This is a genomic window from Verrucomicrobiia bacterium (assembly GCA_019634625.1).
In the GTDB taxonomy this organism is placed as follows: Bacteria; Verrucomicrobiota; Verrucomicrobiia; order Limisphaerales; family CAIMTB01; genus CAIMTB01.
In genome coordinates this window covers 132970-150765 of the sequence record JAHCBA010000009.1, presented here as the reverse complement: position 1 = coordinate 150765, position 17796 = coordinate 132970, and the positions used below count along the sequence as shown (strand labels likewise).

The window sequence follows — 17796 nt, the reverse complement described above, 5'->3', positions numbered from 1 at the left end:
GGTATGCGTCTCCCCGTGATCCGTCTTGGTCGCAACCTGCCGGGAAGCCCCACGGGCTGGCGTTATTTCGCCTTTAGCCCCGGCCTGCGCGCCGGAACGGATTGAACCCCAACCCGTCACCCCAAGCGCCGCAGGTCCTCCCGCCTGCGGCTCTTTTTTTGCCCAGGTCGGCGGAACCACGGCACCCCAACCCATGATCATCGTCCTCAAACCCAACCTCTCCCGGAAGGAGGAATCCGCCGTCCTCCGCGAAATCCGCAAACTCGGCTACACCCCCCACGTCATGCGCGGCGTCGCCCGCACCGTCATCGGCGCCATCGGCGACGAACGCACCCACGCCTCCCTCGAACCCCTCTCCACCTGGCCCCAGGTCGAATCCGTCACCCCCATCCAGAAACGCTACAAACTCGTCAGCCGCGAAGCCCACCCCACCGACTCCACCGTCACCACGCGCCGCACCGTCATCGGCGGCCCGAAGTTCCAGGTCATGGCCGGCCCCTGCTCGGTCGAATCCGAAGACCAGCTCCTCCGCACCGCCGTGGCCGTCCGCGACGCCGGCGCCACCATCCTCCGCGGCGGCGCCTTCAAACCCCGCACCTCCCCCTACGAATTCCAGGGCCTCGGCGAAAAGGGCCTCAAGCTCCTCGCCAAAGCCCGCAGGGAAACCGGCCTCCCCGTCATCACCGAACTCCTCTCCGAAGACCACGCCGAACTCGTCGCCGAATACGCCGACATGCTCCAGATCGGCACCCGCAACGCCCAGAACTTCCAGCTCCTCATCGCCGCCGCCAAAACCGGCAAACCCGTCCTCCTCAAACGCGGCATGTCCATGCGCATCGAGGAATGGCTCCTCGCCGGCGAATACATCCTCGCCAACGGCAACCCCGGACTCCTCTTCTGCGAACGCGGCATCCGCACCTTCGAAACCTACACCCGCAACACCCTCGACCTCTCCGCCGTCCCCATCCTCAAACACGAAACCCATCTCCCCGTCGTCGTCGATCCCAGCCAGGGCACCGGCAAGGCCTCCCTCGTCGCCGCCATGTGCAAAGGCGCCATCGTCATGGGCGCCGATGCCCTCCTCATCGAAGTCCATCCCAACCCCGCCGAAGCCTGGAGCGACGGCGCCCAGCAACTCACCCTCGACGGCTTCCGCACCCTCATGCGCGATCTCCAACCCTTCATCGCCGCCGCCGGTCGCCAGGCTTGATGGGGATGATGCGAAGGGCGAAGGGCGAGTACGCACCCCCCTTCATTCAGGAGCGCGGACAGCCCTGTCCGCTCGTGCCCCAGCCGGGCTGCGAAACCGCGCCCATCCGCCAACGCAACACATCCCCCCGCTCCACCCCGAAGATCGCCCTGCACCCACCCCACTTTCATTCAGGAGCGCGGACAGCCCTGTCCGCTCGTGCCCCGGCCGGGCTGCGAATCCGTGCCCATCCGCCAACGCAGCACATCCCCCCGCTCCACCCCGAAGATCGCCCCGCACGCGCACCCCCTGTCATTCTCAAGCGCCCCCCCTCTCAAGGCCTCAGATACTCCCTCGTCCAGGACGGCGGCACCGCACCCTCGACGGTCTCCGAGAGCGGCGGTCCCCAGTTGAATCTCCGAAGGTAATTCTCCCATTCGGTGTCGGTCAGACGCACGGGCGGCCCCACCACCTCGAACTCGTAATGGCTCATCACCGGCCCGGCATAGATCATCCGGTCCGGCCCGTTCTCGACGGCCACCATCAGCATCTGCACCTCCCCGATGCCCTGGTGCAGCACCGACCCCGGATCCCCTTCCATTGGGGACGGCGGATTGGTGTGGACATCGGTCACGATCACATCCGAAGCCACCGCCCCGTACAGCTCATGAAACAGGGCGACATCCGACGCCATACCCACGGTCTCCTCCACGGTCGGCAGATGCACGGGCCGGTAGAACAATCCCGGATACCAGCCGCTATACTTCGGTGTGCTCCCGCTCCCGTACGGTTCATGGCCGACATCCTGGATGAGGTTCCGGATGAACTTCACCTCGTCGTCCGTGAAGGGTTCCTGCGCCAGTTGCTTCGCCGCCAGGCCCGCCAGCGTGTCGAGCACCGCCGTGAACTGCCGCAGATGCGCCACCTGCCGTTCCTGAATCTCGCTGAGCGCCATCTCCCGGATCACGGTGACCCACTGCATCCAGCCCCCCGTCGGATGCGGTCGCTCCTCCTGGAAGGTGGCCATGTAGGAACCAGGGAACCGCAACCGCGAAATCGTCTCCGCCGCCCGATGCGTCATCGCCCGGAAGTGCCGCCAGAATGCCACCCGCGGTTCCACATACCCGGCCGGATAGAAGCAGACGGGCACCGACGTGTAGGACTGCTTGGCGTACAGCACCGTGTCGTGTCGGAGCTGCGTCCACGATGCCAGCTGCGTGTTCAAGGTCCGCATGGCCCACGCCCGCGTCCGCATCGCCTCCGGGTACATCGGGTCCGTGGTCGGCTCCGACAACGCCCGCAGCGTGTCCAGCCAGTCCGTGTACATCGAGGCCTCGCGGGCCTCCCGCCCCTGACGGTCCAGCACCGCCCGCACCGCCGCCAGGTTGTGCTGGTACGGGCGCCCGTCCCGGAACTGCTCCACATGCAGCGCCGAATGGATCGCGTCCCCGTTCAGAATCCGTGCCACCAGATCCGGCACCACCTGGTTGTTCCCCAGCGCCGCAAACGCGACGTCCAGCGCACTCGGCACCCGGCGCCGCACCTTGTAAGGCTCACCCCCGTCCGACCACAGGATGCTGTCGAACACCACCTTCGAGAACACCCAGCTGTCCGGCACAAACTTCTGCCCGAAAACCAGGAATGACCGCGGCAACACCGCCGGTTCGCCTCCCAACGGCACATGGAACACATCGCTCCGGATGTTCTGCGCCCCGAGTTGCCCCGCCTCGATCGTCCGCTGCAACCGTTCCAGCGTCGCCCGATCGGCGACGTCCCCCGGCGATTCGATCCCCGCCCCCGCCAGCAGCCCGCTCAACTGCGGGAAAGTCATCGAATCCGTCCACCCCACAAAGGCCTCGATCGCCCGATGCATGTCCCCCCACACCTCCTCCGCCGCCGATCCTTTCCACAAGTGATGCAACACGATCGCCGTCCCCAGTTCCCGCGGATTGGCCATCTGCAGCCCGCCCGGGCAGCGCGCAAACGGCCCTCCCGCCACCACCAGGTCGATCCGGCCCAGCCACATCATGCACTGGAAATACGCCCGCAGGCGCGGCGTCTTCGTGTAGTGGCCGCGCACCCTGAACTGCGAGAAATCCACCGTCCGGCAGCTCCCCATGAAATCCGGAATCTCCTTCAGCTCCCCCCTGGCGATGTCGGTCATCGTCTCCGCCACCCGCCCCTCCTGCCCCAGCACGCTGCCTCCGATCCGGAGCAGCTGACGCGCCACCCCGATCAGATAATCCGCGTCCAGCACGCTCTCCTGCAACGTCCCGTCTCCCGCCTCAGCCCACGCCGCCGGCAACCGCTCCGCCATCCCGTCGAGCAACCGCGACGCCATCTCGAACAGCATCGTCTCCTCGATCTCGGAGAGCATCATCGAGAACGTGCGATGCCAGACGTGCAGAAGGGCGTCCGCCGAAATGAACACCGGCAGATCGTTGTACCAAAGCTGGTAGAAGATCCCCCCGAAACTCGGTCCGCTCGCTCCCACAGTCCCCATATTCCCAAGCCGTCCGCTCACCACAAATCCGAGCCGGCCGAACACCTCCCGCTCCGCCGCGTTCATCCGGTAATCCCCGATCCGGTACCCCGGCGTTCCCCACGGCAATCCCTGGTTCACCACCGCCGGATCCGCATTGAACTCATCCCAGAACTCCGCCGTCGTCGGGTCCCACGTGATCCCCGGCAGGTACTCCGCCCCGCTCGGATACCGCTCCGCAAACGCCTCCGGCGTGAGCCATCCCAGCCCATCGAGCTCCTCCTGAAACGCCTCCTCATACCCGAACACCGCCGCCCCGCCCTCCCCCAGCCGCCCCGGTGTCCGCGGATCCACCACCCGCGTCCGGTAAAACGTCCGCGGCGCCTCCGGCCGCAACGAGAACCGCAGCATCGTCTCCGACAACCTCTCCGCCGCCCGCACCCGCTCCCCCACCGGATGCCAGGTCTCCAGATCCGTGCTCGCCTGCAACTCGTACCACGGCAGAACCGTCCCCTCCCCGCCCGTCCGCGCCTCCCCCGGCCAGGCCATCTCCAACCCATCCACCACCCGCTCCATCCGGATCCTCGGCCGTTCCAGCAGTTCCCCCTCCCCGCCGCCCTCCCGCTCCGCCATCGCGGCCCCCATCCCCGCCAGACAAAAGATTCCAATCGCAATCGCCAACCCGCTCCCGGGACCGGCACCGGCACGTCGAAAATTCATGACAGGTGGAAGTTCTCCCGAACGCCAACGGTCCCCCAGCGCCCCGTCGTCATCCGGCAATGCCTCCACCGCTACCCCCTGCACCCAGCATCGTCAAGGATTCGGGGCCCTTCCCCCTTTGCCCTCCGTCCCCCGCTCGCATACTCTCACCCGCCCCATGGACCTCCTGTCCGAACTCGACTGGCGCGGCCTCTACGCCGACTGCACCGACCGCGACGCGCTTTCCGCCCGGCTGGCTTCCGGCCCCACCGTCCTCTACTGCGGATTCGATCCCACCGCCGACTCCCTCCACGTCGGCAACCTCGTCCCCCTCCTCGCCCTCCGCCGCTTCCAGCAGGCCGGACATCGCCCCATCGCCCTCGCCGGCGGCGCCACCGGCATGATCGGCGATCCCTCCGGCAAATCCGTCGAACGCAACCTCCAGTCCCGCGACCAGGTCCAGGCCAACATCGCCTCCATCAAGTCCCAGCTCACCCGCTTCCTCGACTTCGACGCCCCCTCGAATCCCGCCCTCCTGGTGGACAACGCCGACTGGACGGCTCCGGTCACCTACCTCGAGTTCCTCCGCGACATCGGAAAGCACTTCTCGGTCAATGCCATGGTCGCCAAGGAATCCGTCCGCTCCCGCATGGAGGACCGCGAGGTCGGCATCAGCTACACCGAGTTCAGCTACATGCTCCTCCAGGCCTTCGACTTTCATCACCTCCGCCAGCACCACCACTGCGAACTCCAGGTCGGCGCCACCGATCAATGGGGCAACATCACCGCCGGCATCGACCTCTGCCGCCGCAAACTCGGCGTCACCGTCTGGGGCCTCACCTTCCCCCTCCTCACCAAGTCCGACGGCACCAAGTACGGCAAGACCGCCTCCGGCACCGTCTGGCTCGATCCCCGGCGCACCAGCCCCTACCGCTTCTACCAGTTCTTCGTCCAGGCCGAGGACGTGGATGTCATCCGCCTCCTGAAGTGCCTCACCTTCCTCTCCGCCGACGCCATCGCCGAACTCGAACGTCAGCTCGCCGCCCAACCCGGCGCCCGACTCGCCCAGAAACGTCTGGCCGCCGAGATGACCACCCTCGTCCACGGCCCCACCGAGTGCGACCACGCCATCCGCGCCAGCGAGATCCTCTTCGGCGGCAACCTCGACGGCATCCCAGAGTCCGTCCTCAACGATGTCATCGGCGAAGTCCCCACCCGCGAAATCCCCCGTTCCATCCTCGACGGCACCGGCATGCCTCTCACCGAACTCGCGGTCCAGTCCGGCCTGTCCACCTCCAAGGGACAGGCCCGCAAAGACCTCGAAGGCGGCGGCCTGTACCTCAACAACACCCGCGAAACCTCCGTCCAGCGCCACGTCACCCACGCCGACCTCCTCTTCGGCAAACACCTCCTCCTCCGCAAAGGCAAACGCACCTACGCCGTCGTCACGGCACGGTGACCTCCGTGCCTGGGCACGCCGCTTCCGTTCGTTCGATCCTTCCCTCCGCCCCAGGTGCCATCCCCTCCCCATCTCACCCCTCCTCCACGCCACGCCCCTCCTCCCACCCCCAAATCGATGCAATCTCCGTGCATATGCACGCCGTTTCCGTTCATTTGATCCTCCCCTCCGCCCCAAGCGCCATCCCCTCCCCCATCTCACCCCTTCTCCACTCCACACCCCTCCCCCCACCCCAAAATCGACGCAAACTCCGTGCATATGCACGCCGTTTCCGCTCATTTGATCCTCCCCTCCGCCCCAACTCCCATCCCCTCCCCCCATCTCACCCTTCCTCCACTTCACACCCCTGCTCCACTCCCAAAATCGACGCAAACTCCGTGCATATGCACGCCGTTTCCAATCATTTGATCCCCCTCTCCGCCCCATCTCACCCCTCCTCCACTCCACACCCCTGCCCCACTCCCAAATTGACGCAACCTCCGTGCATATGCACGCCGTTTCCGCTCATTCGATCCTCCGCTCCGACCCGGGGCCATCCCCTCCCGCCCAATTCCATCACCAAGCATTCGGGGCGGGAACCGTGCATCCAGGAGTTGTGAGGAGAGGTGCGAACTCCGCGATGCGGGGCCTCGGAGGGCCAGGGTCCACGAGGCCGCAAGGGTGGAGCGCTTTGGATTATGGACTCGCAGAGCTCGTCTCTCCGATTCGCTGCCTCCTCATCCCTAATACGGGGATGCACCGGGCGGGACGATGTTGAACCCGCCCGTTTGATCCTGTACGCACGACGCCGCCAGACTACGGTTGATCGTTCGCAAGCCGCATTGCCCTCAATCCCCCAATGACCACCCTTCCCCTGCCTTTCTCCCGCCCCGTCCCGCCGTCCCTCCGACTGGGAACCTTTCCCCTCGTCATCGCCGCCGGCGCGCTCCTCTTCCTCGCCGGTCCTTCGCGAGGCTCCGTTCCCGACCCTGCTGACGTCCCCCGTCTCATTGCCTCCACGGAACCCGGCTGGCCGCAGTTCCGCGGACCCCGGCGCGACGGCGTCAGCGATGAACGCCACCTCCTTCAGGCATGGCCGGACGCCGGACCCCGCCCACTCTGGACCGCCCCGCCCGTCGGACGCGGTTTCTCCTCTCCCGTGGTCGTCCATGACCGCGTGTTCATTACCGGCGACGTGGACCACGAACTCCACATCTTCGCCCTCGATCTCGAAGGACGCCTGCTCTGGCGCTCCACCAACGGACTCGCCTGGCGCACGCCCTACCCCGGCGCCCGCTCCTCGGTCACCTACCGCGCCGGACGTCTCTACCACCAGAACGCCCAGGGTCGCCTCGCCTGCCTCGATGCCACCACCGGACGCGAAGTGTGGTCGCTCGACGTCCTCCGTCGCTTCAACGGCCAAAACATCACCTGGGGCCTCAGTGAATGCCTCGCCGTGGACGAGCGCGCCGTATATGTCACCGCCGGAGGCCGTGAGGCCCTCGTCGCCGCCCTCGACCCCGCCACCGGCGACGTGCTCTGGCAAACCCCGCCGCTGCCCTCCGATCGCGGCGATGACGCCGTCGAATCCGCCAGCTACGTCTCCCCGATCCTCGTCGAGTTCGGCGGACGCCGACTCCTCATCGGCTGCTCCCTCCGCCAACTCTACGGTGTGGACACCGCTGACGGGCGCCTCCTCTGGACCCGGCCCTACCCCACCACCTATTCGGTTCTCGCCATGATGCCCGTGCTCGCCGGCGACGGCTTCTTCATGACGGCTCCGCACGGACGCGGCGGCCATTTCCATCGTCTCGAACCGCCGGCCACGCCCCACGCCCCCCCCGGCATCGCCGATGTCTGGACGACCCGTCTCGACACCTGCCAGGGCGGCGTCGTGCATCACGACGGCACGCTCTACGGCACCTTCTACTCCGGCCGTCGCGGCTGGGCCGCCCTCGATGCCCGCACCGGCGCCATCCGCTATGAACTCGAAGGGCACGTCAAAGGCGCCGCGCTCTGGGCCGACAGACGTCTCTACGCCCTCTGCGAAGACGGCTGGATGCTGCTGCTCGAACCCGGCTCCGACCGTTTCGAAATGCGCGGACGCTTCCGCTGGGCGGAAGCCGGGGCGCGCGATGCCTGGGCGCACCCGGTCATTCATCAGGGCCGCCTCTACCTGCGCTATCACGAGCGCCTGACCGCCTTCGACATCCGCCAGCCCTGAATCCTTCTGGATCGCGAGCCTGCTCCCGCGCAGTCTCCCGCCCCTGTGCGCCGACTCTGGCCCTGGTTCCTCTGGCTGACCGCCTTCTACGCGGTCTGGCTTGGCCTCGTCATCACCGGTTCCCACTGGCAAACGCTCCGCGACCACTACGGCATCGCCATTGCCATGGCCCTCGGATCCTATGTGGCCGGTTCCACCCCCATGGGCGGCGGGACCGTGGGCTTCCCCATCCTCGTCCTCCTCTTCGGCCTCCCGGCCACGCTCGGACGCGACTTCAGCTTCGCCGTGCAGTCGATCGGCATGACCAGCGCCAGCATCTTCATCCTATCCCGGCGCCAGCGCCTCGAGTGGGTCCTGCTTCGCTGGGCGCTCGTCGGTTCCCTGCTGGGCACGCCCCTCGGCATCCTCTTCGTGGCGCCCCACATCCCCGGCGGTGTCATCAAGGTCGTCTTCGCCGTGACCTGGGCCAGCTTCGGTGTCCTGCACCTCTACCGGATCAACGCCATCTGCTCGAACATCGGCGAAACCCCGGCCGCCCACGCCTTCGACCGCAAGGTCGGCTTCACCGTGGGATTCCTCGGCGCCCTGACCGTCGCGTCGGTCACCGGTGTCGGCATCGACATGGTCCTTTATGCGGTCATGGTCCTCCTCATGCGCTCCGACCTGAAGAGCGCGATCCCTTCGTCCGTGATTGTGATGGCCTTTACCTCCCTCGTGGGCGTCGCCACGAAGAAGCTTCTCACCGGCTTCGAGCCTGGCGTGTACGAGAACTGGCTCGCGGCCGCCCCCGTGGTCGCCCTGGGCGCCCCGCTCGGCGTCTTCATCGTCTCCCGCATCGGACGCAAACCCACCCTCCTGGTGGTCGCCGTGCTGTGCATCGGGCAGTTCTTCTGGACCATGCACCAGGAGTTCGCCGTCCTCGGCGCAACCGGCCTCGCCGCCGCCATTCTCGGGGTCGCCCTCATGAACGGCGGCTTCGAATGGCTCTGGCGCATCGGCGACCGCCTCGAACGCCGTTCCGTCCCCATGATCCTCCCCAAACCGCCCCGCCCGGTGCTCCCGCCCAATCCCTAGGGCAATGGGGTCAAATCACTACTTTTACAATTCGACTGCCAGGGAGGACGGGATGAACGCCATCCGGCCTGCTATCGAGGACGAACCCGAAAGGCGATTCCGGCTCCTGCCCCGACCCGGTGCCTTCCCCGGGTTGTGAGTGAGAAACGGGCGAATCGGAGGGACGAGCTCCGCGAGTCCTCAATCCATTGCACCACACCTTTTCCCCTCCTCGGGACTCGTACTCAGCCCGAAGGGCGGTACTCGTACTCGTACTCGAACTCGCAGGCACACCGTTTCAGCGTCGCCTCATGGCTGGTCCGATGGGTTCGATCTTGTTCGGACCTCCCATTCAACATGCGAACTGGGCAGGGCGATTTCGGGTACGAGTACGGGTACGAGGCCTGCTGCAAAAGACTTAGATGCGCCCCCACCGCTCCAATCCCCCGCCGGCCTCGTGGAACTCGGCCCTCCGAGGCCACGCCTCGCGAGGCTCGCACCTCTGCCCGGCGTTTCACCCTTGCCCCCGGACTGGAACAGCATATCCGTCGGATGCCATCCTTCGCATCAAGCGCTCATGCCATCGACCGGCCCCCATCCACGAAACCCACGTCATCGCCGCACCACCGGGTCCGCCTTCGCCCGTCCGGCCGCCGGGTCCGCCGCGTTCACCACGCTCGCCCTCGTTGCCGTCCTTCTGACTTTCGCGATACCCACCCGCGCGCAGGTGATCCTCACCGAGTTCGGCGCGGTCAATGCCAGCACCCTCCTCGATGAGGATGGCGCCGCCGAAGACTGGATCGAACTGGCCAACCCCGGTCCCGAACCCGTCCCCCTCGCCGGCTGGAGCCTCACCGACAACGCCGCCGATCGCCGCAAGTGGACGTTCCCCGCCACCAACCTCGCCCCCCGGGCGCACCTCCTCGTGTTCGCCTCGGGCAAGGACCGACGCACCCCGGGCAGCCCCCTGCACGCCAACTTCCGTCTCAGTTCGGATGGCGAATACCTCGCTCTGATCGCCCCCGACGACCGCACGGCCACGGAGTTCGCCCCGGCCTTCCCCCGTCAGTTCCGCGATGTCTCCTACGGCTTCGCCTTCGACCGCACCACCCTCACTCTGGTCGCCCCCGACGCCCCCGGCCGCCTGAGGATCCCGTCCGATGACACCCTCGGCCTCGCCTGGACGGCGCCCGATTTCAACGACTCCGCCTGGCAACCGATCGTCAATGGCGTGGGCTTCGACACCGGCGCACCCGACCCGGACGCATCCTCCTACGCGCTCCGGGTCCTCGCCACCGAACCCGCCCTCTACTGGCGCCTCGACGAATCCGACGGCAACACCGCAGCCAACCTCGGCTCGTGGGGCGACGCCGGACGCGGCCGCTTCGAAGGCGCTCCGCAACTGGGCCAGCCCGGACCGCGCCCGCCCCGACACCCTTCCCTCGAACCCGACAACCGCGCCCCGCTCCTCGATGGCGACGACGACTTCATCGGCGGCCCGATGGGTCTGCTCAGCGATCGGACCGGGTTCACCATGGCCGGCTGGATTCGCCCGACCCGTGCCCAGTCGTCCCGCACCGGCCTCTGGGGCCAGAACGACGCCGTCGAGTTCGGGTTCATCAGCCCTTCCACCCTCCAGCTCTGGACCCCGTCCGGCAGTGTCGAACTGACCTACCCCCATCCCAACGGCGAATGGCATCACCTGACCGCCGTGGGAACCGCCGACGCCCTGCAGATTTACCTCGATGGAACCCTCGCCGCACAATCACCCGGAGGCGGCGGCCATCACGGCAGTTCGCCATTCCCCTTCAATGCCGGCGGCGGCGGCGTGTTCGACGCCTCGGGCAACGCCTTCGCCGGCCAGCTCGACGAGATCGCCGTCTGGACCCGCACGCTGTCCCCGACCGAGATCTCCGGCCTGTTCGAAGCCGCACCCCCCGTTTCCTACGCCCCCCTGATCGCCACCGACCTCCGCGACCTCCTTCACGGCATCCACACCACCGCCTATGTGCGATTCCCGTTCACCCTCGAAGATCCCACGTCGGTCAGCCGCCTGACCCTCCGGGTGCGCTACGACGACGGGCTGGTCGCCTGGCTCAACGGCGTCCCCGTCGCCAGCCTCAACGCTCCCGATGCCCCCGACTGGACCGCCGCCGCCACCCGGCCGAACCCCGACCATCGCGCCATCCAGTGGCAGGAACTGGACCTGACACCCCACGCCCATGCGCTGGTGCACGGCCCGAACGTCCTCGCCGTCCAGGGCCTCAACCTCACCGCCGACGACCCCGACTTCCTCATCCAGGTCGAACTGTCCGCCGATCGCCCCGGACTCATGGCCGAAACGCCCCGGTACTTCACCGTCCCCACCCCCGGTGCCCCCAACAACGTGGGCGCCGCCGACCTCGGCCCGATCGTCGTCGATGCCCTTCACACCCCCAACGAACCCTCCAGCGAAGAACCCCTGACCCTCCAGGTCCACGTCGCCCCGACCTTCGCGCCCGTCGCCGCGGTTCAACTCCGGTACCGCATCCAGTTCGGCCCCGAACAGATCCTCCCGATGGAACCCGCCGCCGGTCTCCACTCGGCGACCCTACCCGCACCCGTGGCCGCCCCGGGCCAGATGATCCGCTACCACATCACCGCCACCGACACCGAAGGCCGCACCTCGCGCTGGCCCCTCCACACCGACCCGCTCGATTCCGAGGCCTGGCTCGGCACCGTGGTGCGCGACGCCTCCATCCAGTCCGCGCTCCCCGTCCTCCATCTCTTCGTCGAAAACCCCGGCGCCGCGGACACCTTCTCCGGCACCCGCATCGCCCTGTTCCATGCCGGCGAACTCTACGACAACGTCCGCATGCGCCTGCGCGGCCAGAGTTCCAGCGGCTTCCCCAAGAAGGGTTACAACCTCGACTTCCCCGCCGATCACCGCTTCCTCTACCGACCCGGCGCCACCCGGGTGAAGGACATCCGGCTCCTCACCAACTGGGGCGACAAGGCCCGCGTCCGCAACGCCCTCGCCTACGAGTTCCTCGCCGCATCCGGCAGCCTCGCCCACTTCGCCTTCCAGGTCCGCCTCCAGCGCAACGGCCAGTTCTTCAGCATCGCCGACCTCGTCGAGGACAGCGACGACCGCTGGCTGGAACGGCTCGGACGCGACCCACGCGGTGCCCTCTACAAGATGTACAACAACCTCGGCAGCGCGGGCGGCAACGAGAAGAAGACCCGCCGCTGGGAGAACTTCAACGATCTCCAGTCCCTGGTCACCGCCCTGGACGAAGGACGTTCCCTCACCCAGCGCGCCCTCCATGCCTGGGACCATCTCGACCTGCCCCAGATCGTCTCCTACTTCGCCGGACTCGCCCTCTGCAGCAGCCAGGACCACGGCCACAAGAACTACTACCTCTACCGCGACAGCGACGGCTCCGGCGAATGGGCCCTGCTCCCCTGGGACGTCGATCTCACCTGGGGCCGCAACTGGCTCGATGCCCGCGGCTACTTCACCGACACCCTCTTCCAGGACAACGTCCTCACCTTCTACAACCCCGCCCAGCAGAACAAACCCGCCAACCGCCTCTACAACCTCGTCTTCGATCACCCCGAGTTCCGCGCCATGGTTCTCCGCCGCCTGCGCACCGTGATGGACACCGTCCTCCAACCCCCGGGCACCCCCGCCGCCGAACTCCGCATCGAAGCCCGCGTCCGCGCCATGATGGACGCCATGGATCCCCCGGGCATCGCCCCGTCCGACGCCGACCTCGATTTCCAGCGCTGGGGCTCCTGGGGCAACGGCAACCCCATGCGCGCCGAAGCGGAACGTCTCCTCTCGATCCATCTCCCCGGCCGCCGCACCTTCCTCTTCGACCAGAACCCCCTTCTTCGCGGCGATCCCATCCCCCCTTCCCAACCGGCCGCGGCCGCCCCCCGGTTCGGCCGCCTCGACTTCCTTCCCAACTCCGGCAATCCCCTCGAGGAGTTCGTCGAACTCACCAACCCCCATCCCCACGCGCTCGACCTCTCCGGCTGGCGCATCCGCGGTGCCATCGACCACACCTTCCGTCCCGGCACGGTCGTCCCCGCCGGTCGCAGCCTGCACCTCTCGCCCGATGCCCGAAGTTTCCGCGCCCGCACCGCCTCCCCACGCGGCCATGAAGGCCACTTCGTCCAGGGCAACTACCGCGGTTTCCTCAGCGCCCGCGGCGACACCCTGTTGCTCGAAGACGACACCGGCCGGCTCATGGCCTCCCACAGCTACGAAGGCCGGCCCACCCAGGCCCAGCAGTTCCTCCGGATCACCGAGATCTTCTACAACCCCGACCCCGTCCCCGGCCTTCCCCACGACGCCCAAAGCTACGAGTTCCTCGAACTCCGCAACCTCGGCCCCGAACCCCTCGACCTCACCGGCATCCGCCTCACCCGCGGTGTCCGGTTCGACTTCTCCCTCGGCACCATCCCGACCCTCGCCCCGGCCGCCCATGTCCTCGTGGTCCGCGACGTCGCCGCCTTCACCGCCCGGTACGGCCCGCTCGATTCCATCGCAGGCACCTTCGAGGGCGCCCTCGACAACGCCGGCGAGACGCTCCGCCTCGACGATGCCGTCGGGGAGATGATCCTCGAGTTCGCATACGATGATGCCTGGTACCCGATCACCGACGGCCGCGGTCATTCGCTCGTCTTTCGCGATCCCTCCGTGCCCTGGGACACCTGGGGTCACAGTGCCAACTGGCGCCCCAGCACCCGCCCCGGCGGCTCCCCTGGAACCGTCGATGACCCGTTTCCGCCCGCTGAAAGGCCTCGCCTCGTCGTGGAACCCGGCCCGGGCGGTGCCCTCGAACTCCGCTTCCAAACCGCGCCCGGCCAGGCCTACACCGTCCAGGCTGCGGCCACCGTCACCCAGGCGATCTGGCTCGATCTCGATCACCTCCCCGCCGGCCCCGCCAGGACCGTCAGCATTCCCCTCCCGCTCGTGCCCGATCCCGCCCGATACTTCCGCCTCCGCCTCGACTGACCGCCCCCACACGGGTTGTTTGTAACCGAACACCCCTGGATTCCGTCCCCCGCCCATGCTCAACCCGCAGAAACCCTCGCCCACAGCCACGATCGCCCTCCTCCGCCTGTCGCCCTGCCTGCTCGCCCTCCTCTGGGCCGGCTGTTCCGATCCCTCCGAAAACGTCCACCGCAGCACCGCCTCCGCGCCCACCGACGTCTCCCAGACCGCAGCCACGGCCGCCAGCGTGGACTACGTCGTCCGCTCCGGATCCACCATCAGCTTCGTCGGCTCCAAGGTCACCGGCAGCCACGACGGCGGGTTCAACAAGTTCGAGGGGACGGTTCCAGTAGCCGACGGAAAGATCACGGGCACACCGGTGATCCGCATCGACATGGACTCGACCTGGTCGGACAACAACCGGCTCACGGGTCACTTGAAGAACGCCGACTTCTTCGATGTGCCGACCTATCCCTTTTCCACCTTCACCGTCACGTCGGTATCGCCCCAGGCGGACAAACACCTCGTCACCGGAAACCTCGACTTGCACGGGGTCACCAAGAGCGTGTCGTTCCCCGCCGACGTGCGCATCACCCCGGAGGAACTCACTCTCAAGGCCGAGTTCGCCCTGAACCGGAAGGACTTCAATATCAACTACACCGGTCGCGCCGACGACCTCATCCGCGACAACGTCGTCATCCGCCTCGACCTCAAGGCGTCCCCCGGCCCCGCCCGCCCCGAAGACCGCATCGCACCCTGACGGGGGGCGGCGCAGTCGGGCCATCCAGGGAGCCCACGCGCCCCGAAAACCGCCCCCCGATTCGCCATCCGGCATCCGCCATTCGCCCCCGCCTACTCCTGCGTCGGCACCGTCTCCGCCTCGCGGGTGTGGATCGGGTTGCCGGCGGGATCGATCGTCTGGGCGGTTACCTGCAACCATCGGTCCCGCGTCGAGGCATCCTCCGCCGGAAACACGGAACTCCGGGGAAGCGGAATCCAGACCGACTGGCCATCGTACAGGCGCACCCGGCCGTTTCTCCGGCTGTTGATGTACCCCACCGCGTTCACCGAATACACGCCTCCTTCCTGACGGGGCTCCACTCGGGCATCCGCCGCCGCCGTGCCGTCCTTCACCACCGGAATCACATCCGTCCACTGCGTCCCTAACTCGAGTTCGAACGTGTACCCGTCGCCGGACGGCCGGGGCAGCACCTCCATCCGCAGCCGGCTCAATCCCAACCGACGCAACGACGCCGCGGGTTCCTCCACCTCAAACGTTGCGGCCCGTCCCTCGAGGGTTGTCACTCGGTGAAGGTTCATGATGACAGCATCCTCCGACGCCTCCGCGGTGCGCCTCACGCCCTGCATCCGGGCCCGTGTCATGGGCACCATCGACCCTTCAGCATCCCCTCCGAGTCCCACGGCCTGCCGGGTCGCCGCGCTCCATTGGTACACGACAGCTTCGAGCTGAATCATTCGCGCAGGCGACGCCCGGAGAACCGGCGATGTCCCGGCCGGGATCCCGACGGGTCCGGCCCCCTCCGCCCGCGACAGGCTCACCCGACGGATCCCCGACGCACGGGCGGCCTCGATCAGTGCGGCGACCGAATCCCAGGAAGCCCGCTGCTCGGCCCGCACCATCAGGACGGTCTCGGGGTCGGTTCCCAACGCCCGCAGTCGAGGTGCCAGTTCCGACAGCATGGTCGGCAGGTCGCCGCCCACGTAGTAGGGCGGCGAGGCGTCCGCCACCAATACGGTCAGCAGTTTCATCGACGCCCCAGTAATTGCCGGGCCGGTCAGTGCTTCGCCCGCACTCGCCCCCTGGTCCGTCCACAGCGGTTCCAAAGACGAGCGCCCACCATCCCGCAGGCGGCGTTCGGCCAATCGGGCTTCCAGCTCCGCGATCCTCATGCGTTGCTGGATGACAGGCGGCCATCCACTGCGGTACCGCAGCAGCATCGCCGCCAATTCCTCATTGCCCTCCTTGATCGCCTGGACCAGCGCCGCGATGGATTCGCTGTCCTCGGGCAAAGCGTCCCCACCCGCCACGACCGTCGTCCCGCCTCGTTCCGTTGCCGCCGCAACCTCGCGCGGCACTGAGGCTCCCACCGCCCCCGTCGCCGCCTCCTGATCACTGGACCGCGGCGCCATGGGCAACAGTCCCACCGCCAGCAATCCCACGCTCAACCGCTGGACCATCCCCAAGCGCGCGCTTCCGGGCGTGGGCAGCGAGATCAGCCGCCGCACCCGCTCGTGCAACGCACTGCGCGACTCCAGAATCCCCACCCACCCCAGACCTGGCGCCCGCCGCCGGACCGCGTGACGGGCCACCCGTACCAGCGCCCGCGCGTACCCCTCCGTCTCCCCACGCAAGACCACGGCGACCGTCTCGTCCACCGCCTCCTCCCGCACCCGCCGCATCCGCGCCTGCGCCACCCACACCAGCGGATGCCACCAATACACCGCCAGCAAGGCCGACTGCAGCAGGTTCCACCCCAGGTCGCCCCGCTTCACATGGGCCATCTCGTGCAACAGCACCGCTCGCATGGGCTCCGCATCCAGCCCGTCCACCAACGATGGCGGCATCACCACCACCGGCCGCCACAGACCGCACACCGCAGGTGTGCCCGCCCGTTCACAGACCACCACCCGGGGCGTCCGCCCCAGACCCAACTCCGCCGCCGCCCCGACTGCCATGGCCTCGAGGGTCGCCGTTCCCCGCCGGCCTTCCCGCACCGTCCGCCGCACCCGGACCGCACCCCATGCCATCCAGCCCGCCAAGCCGGCGAAGCCCACGAACCACCCCAGCACGCCACCCCCCCGTAAGGTCAGGCCCGGCTGGCCCACCGTGTCCTGTCCTTCGCCCGGCGCGCGATCCGCCGCGTCATGGATTCCCGCGATCCCGTCGGCGTACCCGACACGAACGTCGCCGTTGAAGACTTCCCCTCGCATCTGTTCCGCCACCGGGGCCTCCATCCGCAGCCAGTAGGCCGCCGAGGTCGGCAGGGCCACTCCCGGCGGCAACAGCAGCTTCAACGGCACCAGCAGCCAGAGCGCATGCCGGAACACGGCGCGCACCCGCCTTGCCAGCAACCGATCCAACACCAGAAGAACCAGCACCACCCCGCTCACCTGCACGAAGGCCGCCAGCGCGACCGGCATCGCCGTCTCGCCAGCCCGGTTCAGGAACTCGATCCAGGTCTTCATCGCGAATCCCATTGCGGTTCGGGGTCTCCGTCACTTCCGGCTGCGCCGCCGATGCGACCGGATCAGCGCGTCCAGCTCGTCCAGCTCCCGTTCCGACAGGCCCCGCGTGTCCAGCAGGCACTCCACCATCGGCGTCAACGCCCCGTCGAAGGCGTGCTCCAGCGCATACAACACCTCCCCGCGACGCGCCTGCTCCCGCGTCGCCACCGACCGGAAATGGGTCACCTTCCCGTCCTTCCGCGCCGTCAACAACCCCTTCCCCACCATCCGGTCCATCAACGTCCGCACCGTGCTGTACGTCCATCCCGTCGCCGCCCGCAACCGCTCCTGCACCTCCGGCGCGGTGCACGGCTCCCGCTCCCACACCGCCTTGATGACGCTCCACTCCGCCTCCGTGAGTTCGATCGGCGCCCGCCTGCCTTCATCCTTCATGACGCACCCAATCCTCTACATCCGTAGAGAACTGGCAAGCCTTTTCATCTACAAATGTAGAGAATTCCTCGGGCTCGGCGCTTTTAAA

9 protein-coding genes are annotated in these 17796 nt (G+C 67.8%); 6 read left to right on the top strand and 3 right to left on the bottom strand.

Annotated elements, in window-relative coordinates:
* Positions 1-193 precede the first annotated feature (193 nt).
* On the top strand, positions 194-1210 hold the full coding sequence (gene aroF / locus KF833_07780; GenBank protein MBX3745196.1) for a 3-deoxy-7-phosphoheptulonate synthase: 1017 nt from the start codon (positions 194-196) through the stop codon (positions 1208-1210).
* Positions 1211-1523: 313 nt separating this feature from the next.
* On the opposite strand, the gene KF833_07775 is transcribed toward aroF, so the two are convergent.
* On the bottom strand, positions 1524-4391 hold the full coding sequence (locus KF833_07775; GenBank protein ID MBX3745195.1) for a DUF3160 domain-containing protein: 2868 nt from the start codon (positions 4389-4391) through the stop codon (positions 1524-1526).
* 157 nt (positions 4392-4548) lie between these two features.
* Between KF833_07775 and KF833_07770 the strand changes: the two genes are divergently transcribed.
* From KF833_07770 to KF833_07750, 5 genes are all read left to right on the top strand, one after another.
* Positions 4549-5829, top strand: coding sequence for a tyrosine--tRNA ligase (locus KF833_07770; protein ID MBX3745194.1), 1281 nt, complete (start codon positions 4549-4551; stop codon positions 5827-5829).
* An 838-nt stretch (positions 5830-6667) separates the two neighbouring features.
* Positions 6668-8032 (top strand): PQQ-like beta-propeller repeat protein, encoded by a 1365-nt coding sequence (locus KF833_07765; GenBank protein MBX3745193.1) that lies wholly within the window; start codon positions 6668-6670, stop codon positions 8030-8032.
* Positions 8033-8077: 45 nt separating this feature from the next.
* Positions 8078-9106, top strand: coding sequence for a sulfite exporter TauE/SafE family protein (locus KF833_07760; protein MBX3745192.1), 1029 nt, complete (start codon positions 8078-8080; stop codon positions 9104-9106).
* 556 nt (positions 9107-9662) lie between these two features.
* Complete coding sequence (locus KF833_07755; protein ID MBX3745191.1) at positions 9663-14090, top strand: lamin tail domain-containing protein; 4428 nt, start codon at positions 9663-9665, stop codon at positions 14088-14090.
* A gap of 55 nt (positions 14091-14145) precedes the next feature.
* Positions 14146-14829, top strand: a complete 684-nt coding sequence (locus tag KF833_07750) for a YceI family protein (GenBank protein MBX3745190.1) — start codon at positions 14146-14148, stop codon at positions 14827-14829.
* Between the two features lie 92 nt (positions 14830-14921).
* On the opposite strand, the gene KF833_07745 is transcribed toward KF833_07750, so the two are convergent.
* Entirely contained in the window at positions 14922-17276 is a 2355-nt protein-coding gene (locus tag KF833_07745) for a M48 family metalloprotease (protein MBX3745189.1), read from the bottom strand.
* Positions 17277-17306: 30 nt separating this feature from the next.
* Complete coding sequence (locus KF833_07740) at positions 17307-17708, bottom strand: BlaI/MecI/CopY family transcriptional regulator (GenBank protein ID MBX3745188.1); 402 nt, start codon at positions 17706-17708, stop codon at positions 17307-17309.
* Between the last annotated feature and the right edge of the window lie 88 nt (positions 17709-17796).